Origin of the sequence: Actinobacillus succinogenes 130Z (assembly GCF_000017245.1) — a bacterium.
GTDB lineage: Bacteria > Pseudomonadota > Gammaproteobacteria > Enterobacterales > Pasteurellaceae > Exercitatus > Exercitatus succinogenes.
In genome coordinates this window covers 1,432,938-1,450,135 of the sequence record NC_009655.1, presented here as the reverse complement: position 1 = coordinate 1,450,135, position 17,198 = coordinate 1,432,938, and the positions used below count along the sequence as shown (strand labels likewise).

Genomic DNA, 17,198 nt, shown 5'->3' with positions numbered 1-17,198 from the left:
GGGGTTTTATTTTTTGAACGCCCCCTAAAAAACTGTTAAAAAAACGACCGCACTTTTTCGCTTACGCTAAGCGTTCATAGTAATAAAAGTGCGGTCAATTTTGTCTTTATTTTTTATATTCTGCCGGAACGACAAGAAAAGGAATCGAAATTCCCGACAGTTTACGTTATGCTGTAGGCAAGAAAAACAACGAGGAGACAGCATGAAATTTAAAATTGCCGCAGAAATCTTTGAAAAACTCCCGCACTTTTGCGCCGGGGTCGTGGTGGTGAAAGGGTTTGACAACCGCAAACATTACCCCGAAATCGACGCCTTACTGGAACAAGCCGTGGCCGCCGCCGAACAGCGGTTCGCCGACGTTAAAGTGAAAGAAAGCCCGCTGATTACCCCCTACCGCAACGCCTTTCAGGCTCTCGACATTAACCCCAATAAATTTCAGTGTTCGGCGGAAGCGCTGTTCACCCGCATCGCCAAAGGCAAGGGGCTGCCGCATATTAACCCGCTGGTGGATTTAAACAATGCCGTTTCCCTTACCTATACCCTGCCGATGGGTACGCACGATTTAGGCATTTCGCCACAGGATATTGAAATGCGCCCTGCCAAAGACAGCGACCGCTTTATTCCTTTCGGCGCAACGGAAAGCGAAAACGTACCGACAGGAGAAGTAGTTTATGCGGTGGATAATCAGGTACGAACCCGCCGCTGGACATGGCGTCAAAGCGAAGTCGGCAAAATCGGCGCCGATACGCACTATGTGTTTTTCCCTATCGACGGCTTTATCGGCGTAAACGACGACAGCGTGCGACAAGCCGCTTCCGCACTGGCAGAAATGTTGGAAAAACTGGGGGCTGGCAAAGTGAAAACCGGTTTTGTGGATAAAGCCAATCCGGAGATGGATTTAAGCTTAGATGAATGAAAACTTGACGAACAATTTTCAACCGTAAAAATAGAGCGTTGGCAAACAGCCAACGCTTTTGAGTTACCAATATTTTGATTTAAATTTATCGAATATTTTGGACCAACAAATCCCGATAACCGCCCCGATTAACCAAGTTGGTATAACCCTGCGCTTTCAGGGTTTCCAGCGCCAGCCCCGAACGGCGTCCTGAACGGCAGTATAAATGAATCGGCGCGTTTTTATCCGCCGTCACCTCGTGAATACGCGCTCCGATCTGATCGAACGGCAGATTTACCGCCCCTTCGATATGCCCTTCGGCGAATTCTTCGGGCGTACGCACGTCAATCCAAATTGCCCGCGCCTGTTCGCTCCGTTCTACCGCCCGTTCGGTTTCCGCCGCGACGGAAATCATCGGCGAAGCCCACACCAGCGCCGCTAATAATGTCAAAGTCAGTTTTTTCATAGTGATTCCAATAATACTGTTTGTGTGCTTATTCTACACATTAAATTTTATTCGTCATGCAAAATCATCATAAAACCCGGCGGCTTATCCATTTCGCTGTCTTGAAATCAAAAAAGATTCCATATCAAAACAAGCTTTATGGATAAAACTCATCCGGAGATGAATTTACACTAAGTGAAATGCCATGGAATGCCGCCTGAAACTAGCTTTTCAGGCAATCTTTTGTTTATGCAAGCGGTCGGATTTTGCAAATTTTTTACAAAAAAGACCGCTTGTTGATTAAGTTTATACTTAAAACTTACCAAATAATATCAAAAAGTTTGAAGTATACTTGAAACTTTTTCTAAATTTATATAAGGTTTAAAATATAAATTTGAAGGAGTAGGTTATGAAAAAAGATCTCATCTACCGCAAACGCTACTTGGAGCGGGTACGCCCGTTTATCGGCAAATCGCTGATTAAAGTGTTCACAGGGCAGCGCCGTGTGGGCAAAAGCTATTTGCTGTTTCAGATTATGCAGGAAATTCAAGCCGGCGACAGCCAAGCCAATATCATTTATATCAACAAGGAAGATTTGGCTTTTTCGCATCTCAAAACCGCACAGGATTTGGCGGAATTTGTGCTTGGCGAGAAAAAGAGCGGTCAAAAAAATTATGTTTTTATTGATGAAATTCAAGAAATTAGCGAATTTGACACCGCACTTCGTTCATTACTGTTAGATGACGATCTGGATTTATATTGCACCGGCAGCAATGCCCATTTGCTTTCACGGGATATTGCAGGCAGTCTGAGCGGTCGAGCGATTGAAATCAACGTGCATTCGCTTTCTTACTTTGAATTTTTGGAATTTATGCGACTGGAAGACGGCGATAAAGCGATGTCGCAGTTCCTGAAATACGGCGGTTTGCCTTATTTGAAAGATTTGCCGTTACAAGACAATATCGTATTTGAGTATTTGCGCAACATCTATTCCACCATTGCCATACGTGATATCGTGAACCGCTATGCCTTGCGTAATGTGCAGTTTTTAGAACAGCTCACGCAATTTTTCGCCAGCAACATCGGCAACCTGTTTTCGGCGAAAAAAATCAGCGATTTTCTCAAATCGCAAAAAATCAATGCCAATACCGTGCAAGTACAAAACTACGCCGAATACCTTGCCAACGCCTTTTTAATCCACAAAGTGCCACGCTATGACATTGAAGGCAAACGCCTTTTTGAAATCGGCGAGAAATACTATTTTGAAGATTTAGGCTTACGCAACGCCTTAATCGGTTATCAAGTGCAAGACCGTGGCAAGTTGCTCGAAAACACCATTTTCAACCACCTGCAAATCGCAGGTTACGATGTCAAAATCGGCGGACTTGGCACACAAGAAATCGACTTCATCGCCGAAAAAGACGGCGAACGCATTTACGTGCAAGCCACACTGACGATTAACGAAGAAAAAACGCTGGAACGAGAATTTGGCAACCTGCTAAAAATTCAAGACAACTACCCGAAATATGTGGTGACGATGGACGAATTTGAGGGCAATACGTTTGAAGGGGTGGAATGTTTGAGTTTGAAGGGGTTTTTGAGTATTTTGAATAAATAATTGGTTTTATTTAAAATTAAAGTATCCAATGCAGGAGATTATATATGTCTAGTAATGAAATAAGAATGTACACCCCACATTTTAACCACGATAATACTGATTTTTTAATTTCAAAGGCACATCTCAAAGAAGTTATCTAAGCTTTACGTTATAGCAAATGACATCAAACCTATAAAAACACTGAAAGGTTCAGGGCATTTACTTGAAACAACACCTTAACAATTAAAATTAAATAGATGCCGTCTGAAAAACTCAATTTTCAGACGGCATTTTCATTCCCACAAGCAGTCAAATTTCCCCAAAAACTTACCAAATCCCCACCGCACTTTCCCTTTCCCCATAAAAACCTCTACCTACATATAAAAACTTCTACAAAACCATTGCTCACATAGAATAAACTCTATAAAATATATAAAAATTTATACGGAGACCCTATGAACCCGATTCTTACCCCTTATATTTCCATGGCGGATATGCTGGTTGAAACCTTTGGCAAAAGTTGCGAGGTGGTTTTGCACGATTTAAATGATCCTGAACATTCTGTGGTATATGTGGCCGGAGAGGTGACACATCGCAAGCTTGGGCAGAACTTTGAGCACTTAGTGAAGGAGGTGATGTTATCCGATAAGCTCAATAATGATTATGTCGCCAACTACTATTTTGAAGCCAAAGGCAAACTGATTCGCTCCTCTACACAATTAATTTTTGATCAAAACCATCAATTAGTCGGGGCGTTGTGTATCAATATCGATACCACGCCGATTACCGATCAAATTGCCTATTTAAACGCTTTGTTGCCCAATTTAAATCCGCCGAAACAGGCGGAACAAACAGCGGAATTGCCGCTTTCCGAAATGGTGGAAAACCTGATGGAGAAAATTTTAAACGGACGCTCGGCGGAAGCGATGACCCGTGATGAAAAAATAGAGAAAGTCCGTTTTATGGAGCAAAAAGGGTTGTTTTTAATGAAAGGCAGCATTGAGAAAGCCGCCGAAAAACTGGGGGTCAATAAAGTGACCATTTATAGTTATTTAGACGAAGTAAGAGGAAAACGTTGATGGAAATGATTCTACCCGACCAAAGCAAGGGGCATTATTCGCCTGCCGTGAAATCCAATGGGATGTTATATGTTTCAGGGCAACTTCCCTTTAATGCGGAAGGAAAAATTGTCGGCGATGTTGCCGCTCAAACCAAACAGGCACTCGCCAATTTAGCCCAAGTGCTTTCCGCTGCAGGGCTTAGCAAAAATGACGTGGTGCAATGCCGTGTTTATATTCCCGATGTGGCGTATTGGGACACAGTGAATCAAGTGTATGCGGATTTCTTTGGTTCACACAAACCCACCCGCACCATCGTGCCGTGCGGTAATTTACATTACAACGCCCTTATTGAAATTGAAGCCACCGCCGAATTCGCTTAGGAGAACAACGATGAAATTTATCTGCAACCAATGCCATCAAACCGCACCGGTTTCCACCCGCCAGGCCAAATGCCAATGCGGCGGCTTGTGGACGCTGGATTATCACCCGCCGAAATTCGATCTTAACGACATCGACCGCCATGAATGGAGCCTGTTCCGTTATCGTAAATTTATTGCCTTGCAAGACGAATCTTGGCGTGGCATTTCCCTTGGCGAAGGGATGACCCCGATTGTGCGGTTTGATGATAACGTCTTGTTAAAAATGGATTATTTTATGCCGACCCTTTCTTTTAAAGATCGCGGCGCGGCGGTGCTGATCAGCCATTGCAAAGCCATCGGCGTGGATTCGGTGGTGCAGGACAGCAGCGGCAATGCGGGCAACAGCGTGGCGGCATATTGTGCTAAAGCGGGTATTCAATGTGAAATTTTCGTGCCGGAAGGCACTTCGCCGAAGAAAATCAATATGATTGAAGCCCACGGCGCCAAAGCCAATGTGATTGCCGGCAGCCGCGACCACTGCGCCGACGTGTGCCGAGCCAAGGTGGAAAATGAAGGCATTTACTATGCGAACCACGTTTACAACCCGTTCTTCTACGAAGGCACCAAAACTTATATTTACGAAACCTTCGAACAGCTCGGACGCATTCCGAAGCACATCGTGGTACCGGTGGGCAACGGCACCCTGTTTATCGGTGTGATTAAAGGCTTGGAACACTTATTGGCAAGCGGCGCGATAAACGAAATGCCGACTATCATCGCCCTGCAAAGCGAGCATTGCGACCCGCTGTTACAAGCGGTCGAAAAAGGACAAAAATTTGCAGAAAACGTCGAGGTCAAACCGACCATCGCCGAAGGCATCGCCATCGGACAACCGATGCGAGCCGCGGAAATTTTAACCTATGCGGAAAAATACCCCGTCCGCTTCGTGCATGCGCCGGAAGATAAAATCCTCGCCGCCCGTGATATTTTGGCGAAAAAAGGCGTGTACTGCGAACACACCACCGCCGCAAATTATGCCGCCTATCTCCGCTACTGCGAACTTTACGGCACGGCGGAAGACTGCCTGATCACCATGTGCGGCGCCGGGCTGAAATCGGATCACTAAGGAGAATCCATGTCGGAAAAAACATTCGAAAAACTGACCGCACTTTTAGACCGACAACACGCCCGTTATCGGGTGGTGGAACATTCCAGCGCCGGTAAATCGAAAGAGGTGGCGAAACTCCGCGGCACGGAACTCGGGCAAGGTGCCAAAGCCCTTGTGTGTAAAATCAAAGGCAACGGCGTCAAACAGGCGGTGCTCGCCGTTCTGCCCGCCGATAAACAGGCGGAGTTAACTAAAATCGCCGAATACTTAGGCGGCGCCAAAGCCTCGCTGGCCAGCCCGAAAGAAGTGAGTGAGCTGACCGACTGCGTATTCGGCGCCATCCCGCCCTTCAGTTTCCATCCGGATCTCAGACTCATTGCTGACCCGAGCCTGCTCGAACGCTACGACGAACTGGCGTTTAATGCGGGTACATTAGAACGCTCGTTGATTTTGAATACGCAGGATTATGCAAGGATTACCGCGCCGGAATGGGTTCGATTCGCAAAACCGGATGAATAACTTTAGCGAGAGTTTCCGACAACTCACGTCAAAAAGTGCGGTCGAAAATCCTTACGTTTTTGACCGCACTTTGCAAGCTGGTTGATCTGTAAAATAGCTAAACTATTTATTCACCAAAGAAAGAAATTCTTTTCGGGTTTCTCTGTCCTCCAGAAAAACACCACCGAAAGCGGATGTGACAGTGTAACTATTACTGTCTTTAATGCCGCGACATTTGACACAAAAATGGGTGGCTTTCATGTAAACCGCCACATCATCGGTTTCCAATATAGTTTGAAATGCCAATAATACTTGTTCTGTCAGACGTTCCTGCACTTGCGGACGTTGAGCGAAAAATTGCACTACGCGGTTGATTTTCGATAACCCGATTACCCATTTTTTCGGATAATAAGCCACGGAAACCAAGCCGTCGATTGTCACAAAATGGTGCTCACAGGTGCTGGTTAAAGTCACATCGTTCACTAACACCATTTCACTGACTTTCATGCGGTTTTCGATATTGGTGATTTTAGGAAAATTGGCATAATCCAAACCGCTGAAAATTTCATCTACATACATTTTGGCTAAACGCACGGGCGTTTCTTCCAGACTGTCATCCCGCAAATCCAAGCCAATCAGTTCCATGACTTCGCGCATTTTTTGCTGGATTGCCGTGCGACGTTCGTTTTTATTCTGTTGAAATTCCACCATTGGGGTTTCTATACCTTTTTCGATTAAGGCGTTCCGGACTTTTTTTGCTTCTGCTGAAATTGTCATTTTTAAATCTCGGGTAAAAATAATTGGCGTATTCTAGCAAAATCTCACTGAAGAAAAAACCGAGAAGAACCAAGTGCGGTCGGAAAAGACAAGATTTTTTTAATAATTTGTAATAGCGAAAAGATAGAGACAACCGTATTTGTCATTATGAAGAAAATCGTATTAGTTTTTGGTAATTCGGCTAATTTAAGGTAAACTACCACACATTTTCAAATCTAATATCGACTCAATTTTTCGGAGATAAAAATGACAAAAATTGCATCAATTGCTGATGTACTCCAAGGCGAGATTGCCGTGGGTGAAAAAGTAACCGTTCGCGGTTGGGTACGCACCCGTCGCGATTCAAAAGCCGGTCTTTCATTTCTTACCGTTTACGACGGTTCATGCTTTAACCCAATCCAAGCTATTATCAATAACGACATTGTAAATTATGAAAGCGAAGTCTTGCGTTTAACCGCCGGCTGTTCCGTGATCGTAACCGGTACGGTTGTCGAGTCTCCGGCGCAAGGCCAGGCGGTAGAATTACAGACGGAAACCGTTGAAGTCGTCGGTTGGGTGGAAGATCCGGATACCTATCCGATGGCGGCAAAACGCCACTCTATCGAATACTTGCGCGAAGTGGCGCATTTGCGTCCGCGTACCAATATTATCGGTGCCGTCGCCCGCGTTCGCCACTGCTTGGCTCAAGCTATTCACCGTTTCTTCCACGAACAAGGCTTTTACTGGGTGGCAACACCGCTTATTACGGCGTCGGACACGGAAGGTGCGGGCGAAATGTTCCGTGTTTCCACATTAGACTTGGAAAATTTACCGCGTACGCAGGCGGGAACGGTAGATTTTAACCAAGACTTCTTCGGCAAAGAAGCGTTTTTAACCGTATCCGGTCAGTTAAACGGTGAAACTTACGCCTGCGCATTAAGCAAAATCTATACTTTCGGACCGACATTCCGTGCGGAAAACTCAAACACAACCCGTCACCTTGCAGAATTCTGGATGGTGGAACCGGAAATCGCTTTCGCTACGTTAGCAGATAACGCAAAGCTAGCGGAAGACATGCTAAAATATGTATTTAATGCGGTTTTAACAGAACGTCGCGACGATTTGGAATTTTTCAGCAAACACGTGGACAAAGATGTCATCACCCGTTTGGAGCACTTCGTTAATTCACCGTTTGCACAAATCGACTATACGGACGCTATTGATGTACTCGTAAAATCCGGTAAAAAATTTGAATTCCCGGTTTCATGGGGAATCGATTTATCTTCCGAGCACGAACGTTATTTAGCGGAAGAACACTTCAAATCACCGGTTGTGGTGAAAAACTATCCTAAAGGCATTAAAGCGTTCTATATGCGTCTGAACGATGACGGTAAAACTGTAGCGGCAATGGATGTTTTAGCCCCGGGAATCGGAGAAATCATCGGCGGTTCGCAACGTGAAGAACGGTTAGACGTATTAGACAAACGTATGGTAGAAATGGGCTTAAAACCTGAAGACTACTGGTGGTATCGTGATTTACGCAAGTATGGTACCGTACCGCACTCAGGTTTCGGTTTGGGATTTGAACGCCTAATCGTTTATGTCACCGGCGTACAAAATATCCGAGACGTAATCCCATTCCCTCGTTCACCGCGTAACGCAAATTTCTAAGTCCATAACCCATAAATAGAAACGCCCTGCTGACACAGGGCGTTTTATTTTGACGCTAACCAAAATCATAGTAAGCAACACAGCCGCCCGAAGGCGGCTGCATACCGCTATTAATATCCGCACCTTCAACGCTTGATGTTTCAACACACAGCCGCCTGAAGGCGGCTGCACCTCCTCGTTTTTCCCGGCGTAAACTATACTTGCGTTTCAACACACAGCCGCCCGAAGGCGGCTGCCTAAAAACTAAACAAGCAAATCATGCTAACGCGCTGTTTCAACACACAGCCGCCTGAAGGCGGCTGCTTACCCTTGCTTTGCCGGCGGAAACCGATAACGCGTTTCAACACACAGCCGCCTGAAGGCGGCTGCCAAATACAATTTTTTAAGCATGGTTGATTTCGCGTTTCAACACACAGCCGCCTGAAGGCGGCTGCTTTAATGTTGTTGCAGTGTTAAACTGCGCTTTAACGTTTCAACACACAGCCGCCTGAAGGCGGCTGCCGCCAAAGAGGCCGCCGGCATCACCATCCCGGCGGGTTTCAACACACAGCCGCCTGAAGGCGGCTGCTGCCGAAACCCTCGGATTTCGGTACGATGGTGAATTGGTTTCAACACACAGCCGCCTGAAGGCGGCTGCTTTTCGGCTGCGGTTGGGACTACGCGTGATGCATCAGTTTCAACACACAGCCGCCTGAAGGCGGCTGCTTATTTGCTCAACTGCTTGTTCAACACAACGCTGTTTCAACACACAGCCGCCTGAAGGCGGCTGCGCATAGAGCGCGGCTAATTGATCGCCGAAAACGGCGTTTCAACACACAGCCGCCTGAAGGCGGCTGCTCCCTATGGTTTGAAGCTTTGCAGGGTAAGGCTTGGCGGCCTGTAATTCGCTAAACTTCCGCATAGGGAGTGATTTGCAGTATAGCACAGCATGAATTTTTATACTGCATTTTTATAATATCCTGATTTTTAAAGAACTTTTTACCATCGCTAACCTGCCCGCATTTTGATGAGAACCACAGGTTAGCGAATTATAAAATTAGCGTATCCTTAAATATATCCACCGCCGGTTTGGCGCCGTGATGCTCCACTTTTCTGCGCCATTTACTGCCCAAATGGTAAAACCGCAAACTGTCGCATTCGGGGTCGTAAGTTTCCAGCAGTTTCGCTTTCAGCCTCACCCACTGATCTGGCGTCACATCACATTCAAACACTGAATATTGCGTCCGCACACCGTAATCTAGGCAATGTTTTGCAATCCTGCGCAGACGTTTCTGCCCACCGGGGTCGTCAAACGAAATATCGTAAGTAATCAACATCAGCATGGGTAAAATTTCCTTAAAAAACGACCGCTTGCAAGCCGTCTACCGCATCAGAAACGGCGGATATTCCGCCAAATCGCCACGCAGATGGCGGGCGAGCAGCATCGACTGAATATAGGGCAACAGACCGATTTCCACCTCTTCACCCAAAAATGGATGGGTAATTTTCTCCTGCTTTTTCGCTTGCAGGGTTTGAAAAATCAGCTTTCTCACGTCCGGCTTGATATTCACTGCCCCGCCTGCCTCCTGCGTAAAATCATCGGGCTTGATTTGCCCGCGGTTAATCAGCGAAAGCACCATTCTGTCTACCCACCAAGCACGGAATTCTTCCAAAATATCCTGCGCCAGGCTGTCGCGTCCGGGGCGGTCGGCATGCAAAAAGCCCACCTGAGGATCTAATCCTACGCCCTGCAACGCACCGCTAATGTCTTTACCCAAGATACTGTAGAGAAACGACAGCAAGGCATTCACTCCGTCGCGCGGCGGGCGGCGGTTGCGGCCGTCGAACACAAAACCGCTTTCCGCCTTGAGCAACTGCCCGAACACCCCGAAGTAACGCGATGCCGCGTCCCCTTCAATGCCGCGAATCAGCTCCAGATTTTCCGCCTTTTTCAACTGCATCAGTGATGAATTTAATGCCGAAACCGCCGTCTGAATCTCCGCATTGTCGCCGTGGTTGCGAATCTGCCGCTGCAACACCCGTTTCGACGCCTGAATTTTGGCGGCGATAATATTGCGCGCAATCGATACGGGATTGCTTTCCGACCGCTGATACTGCGCCCGCCTGAGCAGCACATTCCCGCTCTGCCGCCCCTGCAAACGCCCGAGAAACCGCCCGTTTTCGGTAAAAAACGCCAGATTGACGTTATTCTCCCCACAAAACCCCATTAAAAACGGCGACACCAGCACATTGCCGAAACAGAAAATATGCCCGATAGAATGCACCGGCAACTGCGCCACTTTTTTACGATCTTGCTCCACCACCAGCGTTTCCCGTTCTTTGTGAAGGTAAGAGCCTTGCGTGGTGATATAGAGGGTGTTTTGGAGTTTGCGCATATAATAAAATTCCTTATTTCAAATACCGCATCTCTAAATAAGGCAGACCTTCAAGCATAAAATTTATATACTTTTGTGAATGATTTAAAGCAGGAGTATCTGCCAAGATAAAGACAGTTCTAGGCCATTTTTTAGTTACTAACTCATCCATTTTTTCACTGCTGAACTTTTGATAAGCAGAGTTATCAATCCACTGTTTGGGAATGAAAAAAGAAGGGCGAACTTCTCCTTTCTCAAGGGATGAATCATATAATTTATTATTAAATACTATTCGATAGTCACCATTAGCTCCCTTGTTTATCCAAGCCTTTCCATAAAAAATCCGCCAACAATTTTGTTCGAGATCTGATAAATTCTGCTCATCGATTTTAATAAAAACATCTTTCAGAAATATTGTTTCCTGATACGGCTTAGGTAACGTTATTTGAAAATTTTCATTATTTAAGAAAGATGAAATCAATACAGACAATGTTTTCGTATGGTTGATTGAGACCTTTTCTTTTTTGGAATCTGAAGATTGAGTAGTTCTTGAAAAGCTGCCTTTTTTAACCTCAGAAGCACCTAAAATATTTTGTTTTTTAGGTGAAGGCTCTGCCAAATTTACTAAAATCTCACCTGAAGCGACATTTTCATACAAACTTCTTTGATCAGTTCCTTGCAATTTTATGCATCTTTCCTCTTCTGCGAACGGGCAGTTTGGTTTATGGTATTCAACTGATTTAAAATAAGGTTCTACTTTTCTTTTATGTTTAGGACGTTCCAAATTTGCACAAGTAACTGCGATACCGCATAACTGATGGGGACATCGAAAATTTTTTTGACTGCTAATCAAACCAGCCTGATAAGCAATATCCGCCTCTTTCGCATTAACTTTTTTCCCAAGATCTAAAGAATACGCTTGCTGTAAACTCATCATTTTTTCCTTATATTCAATGATAAATTAACTTTATATCAAAACAATAACACATTTCATTTTCGTAAAATTTCAGCTAATTCCCGACTGCCTGTATACCCTAAACGCCTAAAACCTCAACCGCACTTTTCACCTCACTCCACAATTCCTACACCTAAAAAGCTTCACCGTATCCCACCCAAAGCAGATAGCTAATCTACATTTCCCTGCAAAGATAGAGATGACGTATCCTGTTCGTTTTTAGCGAAGCAGATTTCCACTCGGTTACCGTGGCGGCTGTCGTAATCGCGGCTCCAGTCGCACAACATTCTGAGAGCCGGCTCCAACCCCGCACCTTCGTCGGTAAGGCGGTATTCCACCCGTGGCGGAACTTCCGAATAAACCCGCCGTGCAATCAGGCCGTCGCCTTCGAGCTGGCGCAGTTGTTCGGTCAGCACTTTTTGGCTGATGCCCTCCAGCAGTTGCAGTAAGTCGCGGGGGCGTTTGTCGCCGCAATATAAATGGTAAAGAATCAAACATTTCCATTTCCCACCCACCAGTTTCATTGCTAAATCAATCGCTGAAATTTTTTTCATCATCTAAGCCTGTGTTTTTACATAAAAATTACCAGAAAGTAAGTATCGAACCTATAAGTGCCTTATTTTAAAGGTATATTTTCTGCATTATACTGAATCCGCAACTTTAGTTTAAGCACACTTTAATAAATTCTAGGAGATTTTATGAAAAAACTAATGATCGCGTTAACCTTGTTCGGTTGTATTACGGCTGCCCATGCGCAAAGAAACGAACAAAACACTACCGACCGGCTTGCTGCCCAAGCACCGACACAAGTGACTATCGGTCGTGAGCGATTGGGCAAATTCGCCCCCAAGTTCGCCGAGATTAATGACGACCTCGTATACGGTCAGATCTGGTCGCGAACTAATGAGCTACCGCTTCGAGAGCGTGCTATGATTACCATCGCCGCCATGATTGCCGCCGGTGATTTCGACCAATTGGAATTTCAAATGCAGCGCGCCAAAGAATACGGCGTTACTAAGCAGGAAATGTCCGAACTGATTACCCATTTGGCGTTTTACAGCGGTGGCCCGAAAGCATGGTCCGCCTTTCAGAGAGCCATCAAGGTTTATGGTGAGTAAAAGAAAAATCGGGCAGGCGGATAGTCCGCCTGATTTCAAGTTAATATTCCCCAAACAACCCCTTCACATACCTCCCCGACTTGTCTTTTTCCAATAACTTCGGCTGGCAAATTTCCACCAGCGAGCAGGCTTTGCAGTGTTTGCCGTAGCGGGGCGGTGGGGTTCGGCCGCTTTCCAGTAACGCCCGCACTTGTTCGATTACCGCCAGCGTTTGCGCCCTGAGTTCATCAGAAAAAGCGACGGGAATGCGACGGCGGGTTTGCATATACCACAGCGCGCCTTCTTCTATGGTTTGCCCCGTCATTTCTTCCAGACACAGGGCTTGGGCGCAGAGTTGGATTTCGTCCATCGCGGTGGGTTTGGGCTTACCGCGTTTGTACTCGACAGGTTTCAGACGGCCTGTCGCCAAATCACGTTCCACCATATCGGCAATGCCGCTAATGCCCAAACGCTGCGCCGATAAATGCATGCTGCGTTCAAACCGCACGCCCTTGCGGGTTTCAGGCTCGCCGCCGTCCACCCGTTCGTGCAACACCCTGCCTTGTGCGGTGAGAAAATTCTCCGCCCACGCCTGTTCGTTATGGATTAACGCACACTGGCGCGGGCAAAAAGCGTAATGTTGCAGGGCGGAAAGGGGAATCGGGCGGCTTTCCCCCACCCCGTTTCGCCCTGCAAGCGGTGGTTTTTGGGGGAAATTTTGCAAATTTTCTGTCATTTAGAAACCGTCTATTTCTTCAGGTTTTAATCCATCAAGATTATCCAGCTGATAGCTGCCGTCGGTATTGACTTTCAGGCTGCCGTGCACTTTGGCGGACGAATATTGTCCAGATTTGCAGTTGTGTTCCCACCAGATCAGTTTCAAGACTTGCATCGAGCCTTCAGGACGGGCGGAAGAAGCGTCGCCTTCAAACAGTTTGGTAAGCACGGCTTTGATTTTGTCGGCATCTTCGTCGGAAAAGCCGGTGCGTTCGGCAAGTTGCGGCGACATAGCACCGAAGGCAACGTAAATGCCGCTGTCCACGCGGTGTTTCATGCCCATGGTATCCGAGCCTCTTTTCGTGCCGTCGCCTTCGCCGCTGACGCTTTTCGTAATTTGCGTGCTGGTGATATTAACCGGTTCGACGCTAAATGCAGATTGAATAGTTACCGGACCGCGCACGGCGATAGATACGCCCGCACCGTCGTCGCTTTTGCCGAAAGCAAATACCTGCCCGAAACTGCGCACGTCCAGCCATTTTGCACAGGCAGCTTTGGCGGTTTCGTCTTTATTGGCTTTTTTGCCGAACGCTTCCGCCCCCAAGCCGACATCTTTGTCTTTAGCACGATTGGCAAGGCTGGTCATACCGTCGGTTTTCTTTTCGTCAGATTGCACGAAAATGCTTTCACCGTTGCTTTGCAAGCGGTCGCGGATTTTGCGTTTTAAACAAACATCGGTCATTTCACCGATTCCGGCAAAATCGGTACGCGGGCGGTTGCCGTTTAAGGGATCGCCGTTGGGATTCGCGTTGGTTACTTTAAGAATTAGGGCGAAATCGATTTTTTTAGTTAAAGACATTTTATTCATCTCCATAAGGGGTTAATGGGTTTCGGTTGTTTTTGTTTTAGCTGCGACACGTTCGGAAATTTCTCGGGCAATCGCCATTTTTTGGCAGTGATAGCCAAGCAGGAATTCTCCGCTTAATTTACCGTCATCAACAAACTCCTCCCAGGCAAATAATTCCATAATCTCGCTTATTGCTTGGCTACCTGTATCTTTACCATTATTACGCAAACGTTCTTGATAAGGTTTTAAAGCCAACTCAATATTCCGCCAAGTTGAAAACGGACGTTCAGCAAATTGCTGCATATAACGCTCTGCGGTCGGAGCACGTTTTTCACCCGCTAAATATAGGGCGTAAGATTCAATGTTGTCTGCCACTGCCAATAATCTGCCAAACAGATAATCGCGCGAGCGGTTTTCTTTGTCTAAACTCATAAGGTAAGTTCTCCGTTGTGATAAATCGTGATGACGGGCACGCCAGCCTTTATATAAGGCACAGGCGACACCGATATTGCGTTGCCACTCCCAATTTTCGAAGCCGTGCGGGTTGCAGGCCGTCTGAAAGCTTTTCTGTACCAAATCATAAGGGATCGGCACTTGTCTGCCGCCGGCAATCACAGGTAATAATCGGGCGTAAAGCTGTTTTTTCAGGGTATCGCTCAAAGCCTTACCGTAAACGGCGTGACCGATGTCAAAAGGCGAAGGCGGCAGTTCCGGCCAAAGGGTTTGTTTGTCGTTTTTTTTGCCATTTTTCTTTTCGATGCTGCGGCGTTGATACCAGGCAAAATCGTCTACCCATGCGTCCAGATTGTCAAAGTAGTCAGCAGGCAGAAATTCTTGGTAGTAGGTCAATGCCATGCGACCCGGTGTGGCGGAATCCAGCATCAGCAGGGAAATTTGCTCATACTCCTTCAATTCCGCTTGATAGCCCCGCCATTTTTTCTTAATAATAGCGGCAGCCTGTCGCCCGATATTGGCCGACCAATCAATACCGTTATTTTCGTTTTCAGACGGCATTTTGATTTCTTCATTATTTTCAACCGCACTTGTGTCCAGATTATCCCAGTCGATTTCATCAAAGGTATCTTTCATCGGTGAGGGAATTTCTTTACCGCTGATTGCCCAAGCAACGGTCACTTGATCGCCGTTGCGGATACCTTGACGGGCGATCAGCCAGCGTAAAACCGCGTGCGCTTTATGAGAGACTTCTGCTGAAATACTACTAGCCTGGTTAGATGTTTCAAAGCGCCCCCTAAAGGTATATCCATCTTTATCGTTTGCAGAGATTAACTTGGCTTTATCACCTGTATAAGTCAGTTTGGCAGGATGACTTTCGCGTATTTGTCGTTCTTCACCTGTCATCATACAAAATTGGCTATCTAGTGTACTTTGGTAATATATCCCCCAGTTTTGTTGAACTTCTTTATCCTTCCAAGTTGCAGAAGATTCATCTCCCGGAATTTCAACAGCCCAAACCACCAGTGCTTTACGGATTTCAAATTTCCCCTGTTCTTTAGCTAACACAGTGAATAATTCAGGTTTTGAACGTTCTTTATTATCTTTTTCAATCCAGTTATCTAACAAAGTGCCTTGCTCGTTTGTCGGTACAACTTTGACTTTAATTAAATCTGCCAAAACCGTGCCTTTATGGACATATTTTTGTATAGCCAAAATCTTTTTGTTATCGGTCTTGGCGCACCATTTATCTAATTGTTCTACATATAGGTTAAAAATCAAATCTTCTTGCTTGATTTTCGTTTTTTTCTTCTTGTCGTTTTTCCCTTCTATTTCGGTAATAACTTCTTTTTGATAAGTTAGCCCCAAATCCTTGGCAACATATTGCAGACTATCTGCCAGAGCATGAGGAGCCAAACCGCTTGTTCGTCCTTCCGAACTTTCAGTGACAGGCAGCATAATAATCGGCTTATCGACTAACACTTTAGCAGAGATAAAATTTCCAGCACCATCCAATGTGATTTGAATATGTGCAGTTTGCGGACTATGCCACAGCGGAGCTAATGCCTCTTTATCAGTATCTGATAGATCAGAACGCATCTCTACTTCGTTATATGTCCGATACAGTTTCTGCATCCAGCTCATAATCCCAACTCCTTAGCCTCGTCTTCCACAGGTTTCACGTTTTCACCGCGTTTAAACGGTTTTTCGGGTTTCATTTTTCGGATAAAGCGGGTTTTCAGGCTGCCCGAAACGTCATTCACGCTTGGGAACTCAATCTTGCCGCGCTGCATACCGGCATTCCAAAAGCGGCTGATCAGCTCATGTTTGCCCGTTTCTTCCGGATAGCCGAAGCTGTGGAACATCAACCCGAAATCCAGATTGTCGATTTCATCGTAAAAGCCTTTACCTGAACCGAATTCACACGGTTCGACATAGCCCTGACAATCGCGGGTGCCGAGGAAAATATCCTGCCGACCACCACGATGGAGCATTCGTTCGGCAATCGCGGTATGTTTGCCTTCATTACGGTCGCCTTTGAGTTCTTCCCAGTTTTCGTTCCAGGTAAAATGCGCTTCTACCTGATATTCCACGTCTTGCAGAAAGGTGTAAATCGCCAGTGTGTTGCCGCCGTTCCAATCCAGCGGTTTGGTGGATTTGCTTTGGGTGCGGATAGGTTTCATCACCCGCACGCGGTCGATGTGCCAAATCAGGGTCGGTTTCCAGTAAATGCTTTTTAAAATGCCTTTAAGTGCCTCGTAAGTCGGCACTTGATAACTGAATTTTTCACCGCCGATTTTGGTGACGGGGTCGGTAAACAAGGCCTGCCGCCCCCAGACACGGAAGCAGAACGGTTTACTGCGGAATGTATTTTTGTTGTTCATC

General features: G+C 46.2%; 18 protein-coding genes and 1 CRISPR repeat array. Of the genes, 8 read left to right on the top strand and 10 right to left on the bottom strand.

Annotation, left to right across the window (positions count from 1 at the left end; all coding sequences use genetic code 11):
- The first annotated feature begins 202 nt into the window (after positions 1-202).
- The gene (locus tag ASUC_RS06815) at positions 203-916 is read left to right on the top strand and encodes a B3/B4 domain-containing protein (protein WP_012073039.1); all 714 of its coding nucleotides are present in this window, start codon (positions 203-205) and stop codon (positions 914-916) included.
- 85 nt (positions 917-1,001) lie between these two features.
- On the opposite strand, the gene ASUC_RS06810 is transcribed toward ASUC_RS06815, so the two are convergent.
- The gene (locus ASUC_RS06810) at positions 1,002-1,361 is read right to left on the bottom strand and encodes a rhodanese-like domain-containing protein (protein WP_012073038.1); all 360 of its coding nucleotides are present in this window, start codon (positions 1,359-1,361) and stop codon (positions 1,002-1,004) included.
- Positions 1,362-1,749: 388 nt separating this feature from the next.
- Between ASUC_RS06810 and ASUC_RS06805 the strand changes: the two genes are divergently transcribed.
- The 5 genes from ASUC_RS06805 (at position 1,750) to ASUC_RS06785 (ending at position 5,984) form a co-directional block, all read left to right on the top strand.
- Positions 1,750-2,958 (top strand): ATP-binding protein, encoded by a 1,209-nt coding sequence (locus ASUC_RS06805; protein ID WP_012073037.1) that lies wholly within the window; start codon positions 1,750-1,752, stop codon positions 2,956-2,958.
- A 434-nt stretch (positions 2,959-3,392) separates the two neighbouring features.
- Positions 3,393-4,016: a helix-turn-helix transcriptional regulator gene (locus ASUC_RS06800; protein WP_012073036.1), complete on the top strand. Its 624-nt coding sequence runs from the start codon at positions 3,393-3,395 to the stop codon at positions 4,014-4,016.
- Entirely contained in the window at positions 4,016-4,378 is a 363-nt protein-coding gene (locus ASUC_RS06795) for a RidA family protein (protein ID WP_012073035.1), read from the top strand. The genes ASUC_RS06800 and ASUC_RS06795 overlap by 1 nt, the downstream gene beginning before the upstream one ends.
- 10 nt (positions 4,379-4,388) lie before the next feature.
- Complete coding sequence (locus ASUC_RS06790; protein WP_012073034.1) at positions 4,389-5,483, top strand: threonine synthase; 1,095 nt, start codon at positions 4,389-4,391, stop codon at positions 5,481-5,483.
- 9 nt (positions 5,484-5,492) lie between these two features.
- Entirely contained in the window at positions 5,493-5,984 is a 492-nt protein-coding gene (locus ASUC_RS06785; protein ID WP_012073033.1) for a YbaK/prolyl-tRNA synthetase associated domain-containing protein, read from the top strand.
- 102 nt (positions 5,985-6,086) lie between these two features.
- Here ASUC_RS06785 and folE read toward each other — a convergent pair whose 3' ends face one another.
- The gene (gene folE / locus ASUC_RS06780; RefSeq protein ID WP_012073032.1) at positions 6,087-6,740 is read right to left on the bottom strand and encodes a GTP cyclohydrolase I FolE; all 654 of its coding nucleotides are present in this window, start codon (positions 6,738-6,740) and stop codon (positions 6,087-6,089) included.
- Positions 6,741-6,986: 246 nt separating this feature from the next.
- Between folE and asnS the strand changes: the two genes are divergently transcribed.
- Complete coding sequence (asnS, locus tag ASUC_RS06775) at positions 6,987-8,390, top strand: asparagine--tRNA ligase (protein ID WP_012073031.1); 1,404 nt, start codon at positions 6,987-6,989, stop codon at positions 8,388-8,390.
- Positions 8,391-8,527: 137 nt separating this feature from the next.
- Positions 8,528-9,227: a CRISPR direct-repeat array (repeat unit 32 nt; unit sequence GTTTCAACACACAGCCGCCTGAAGGCGGCTGC).
- Between the two features lie 191 nt (positions 9,228-9,418).
- Here asnS and cas2 read toward each other — a convergent pair.
- From cas2 to ASUC_RS06755, 4 genes are all read right to left on the bottom strand, one after another.
- The gene (gene cas2, locus ASUC_RS06770; protein WP_012073030.1) at positions 9,419-9,712 is read right to left on the bottom strand and encodes a CRISPR-associated endonuclease Cas2; all 294 of its coding nucleotides are present in this window, start codon (positions 9,710-9,712) and stop codon (positions 9,419-9,421) included.
- A 39-nt stretch (positions 9,713-9,751) separates the two neighbouring features.
- Positions 9,752-10,765, bottom strand: coding sequence for a type I-C CRISPR-associated endonuclease Cas1c (cas1c, locus tag ASUC_RS06765; protein ID WP_012073029.1), 1,014 nt, complete (start codon positions 10,763-10,765; stop codon positions 9,752-9,754).
- 13 nt (positions 10,766-10,778) lie between these two features.
- Positions 10,779-11,681, bottom strand: a complete 903-nt coding sequence (locus ASUC_RS06760; RefSeq protein WP_012073028.1) for a hypothetical protein — start codon at positions 11,679-11,681, stop codon at positions 10,779-10,781.
- A gap of 188 nt (positions 11,682-11,869) precedes the next feature.
- Complete coding sequence (locus ASUC_RS06755; protein WP_012073027.1) at positions 11,870-12,256, bottom strand: winged helix-turn-helix transcriptional regulator; 387 nt, start codon at positions 12,254-12,256, stop codon at positions 11,870-11,872.
- 141 nt (positions 12,257-12,397) lie between these two features.
- Here ASUC_RS06755 and ASUC_RS06750 point away from each other — a divergent pair, with 141 nt between their 5' ends.
- Positions 12,398-12,817, top strand: a complete 420-nt coding sequence (locus tag ASUC_RS06750; RefSeq protein ID WP_198003507.1) for a carboxymuconolactone decarboxylase family protein — start codon at positions 12,398-12,400, stop codon at positions 12,815-12,817.
- A 40-nt stretch (positions 12,818-12,857) separates the two neighbouring features.
- Here ASUC_RS06750 and cas4 read toward each other — a convergent pair whose 3' ends face one another.
- From cas4 to cas5c, 4 genes are read right to left on the bottom strand one after another with little or no spacing between them, the layout of a single operon-like run.
- Complete coding sequence (gene cas4, locus ASUC_RS06745) at positions 12,858-13,532, bottom strand: CRISPR-associated protein Cas4 (protein ID WP_012073025.1); 675 nt, start codon at positions 13,530-13,532, stop codon at positions 12,858-12,860.
- Positions 13,533-14,372 (bottom strand): type I-C CRISPR-associated protein Cas7/Csd2, encoded by an 840-nt coding sequence (cas7c, locus tag ASUC_RS06740; RefSeq protein ID WP_012073024.1) that lies wholly within the window; start codon positions 14,370-14,372, stop codon positions 13,533-13,535.
- A 21-nt stretch (positions 14,373-14,393) separates the two neighbouring features.
- Positions 14,394-16,457, bottom strand: coding sequence for a type I-C CRISPR-associated protein Cas8c/Csd1 (gene cas8c, locus ASUC_RS06735; protein WP_012073023.1), 2,064 nt, complete (start codon positions 16,455-16,457; stop codon positions 14,394-14,396).
- Positions 16,454-17,197, bottom strand: coding sequence for a type I-C CRISPR-associated protein Cas5c (gene cas5c, locus ASUC_RS06730; protein ID WP_012073022.1), 744 nt, complete (start codon positions 17,195-17,197; stop codon positions 16,454-16,456). The genes cas8c and cas5c overlap by 4 nt, the downstream gene beginning before the upstream one ends.
- Position 17,198 lies beyond the last annotated feature (1 nt).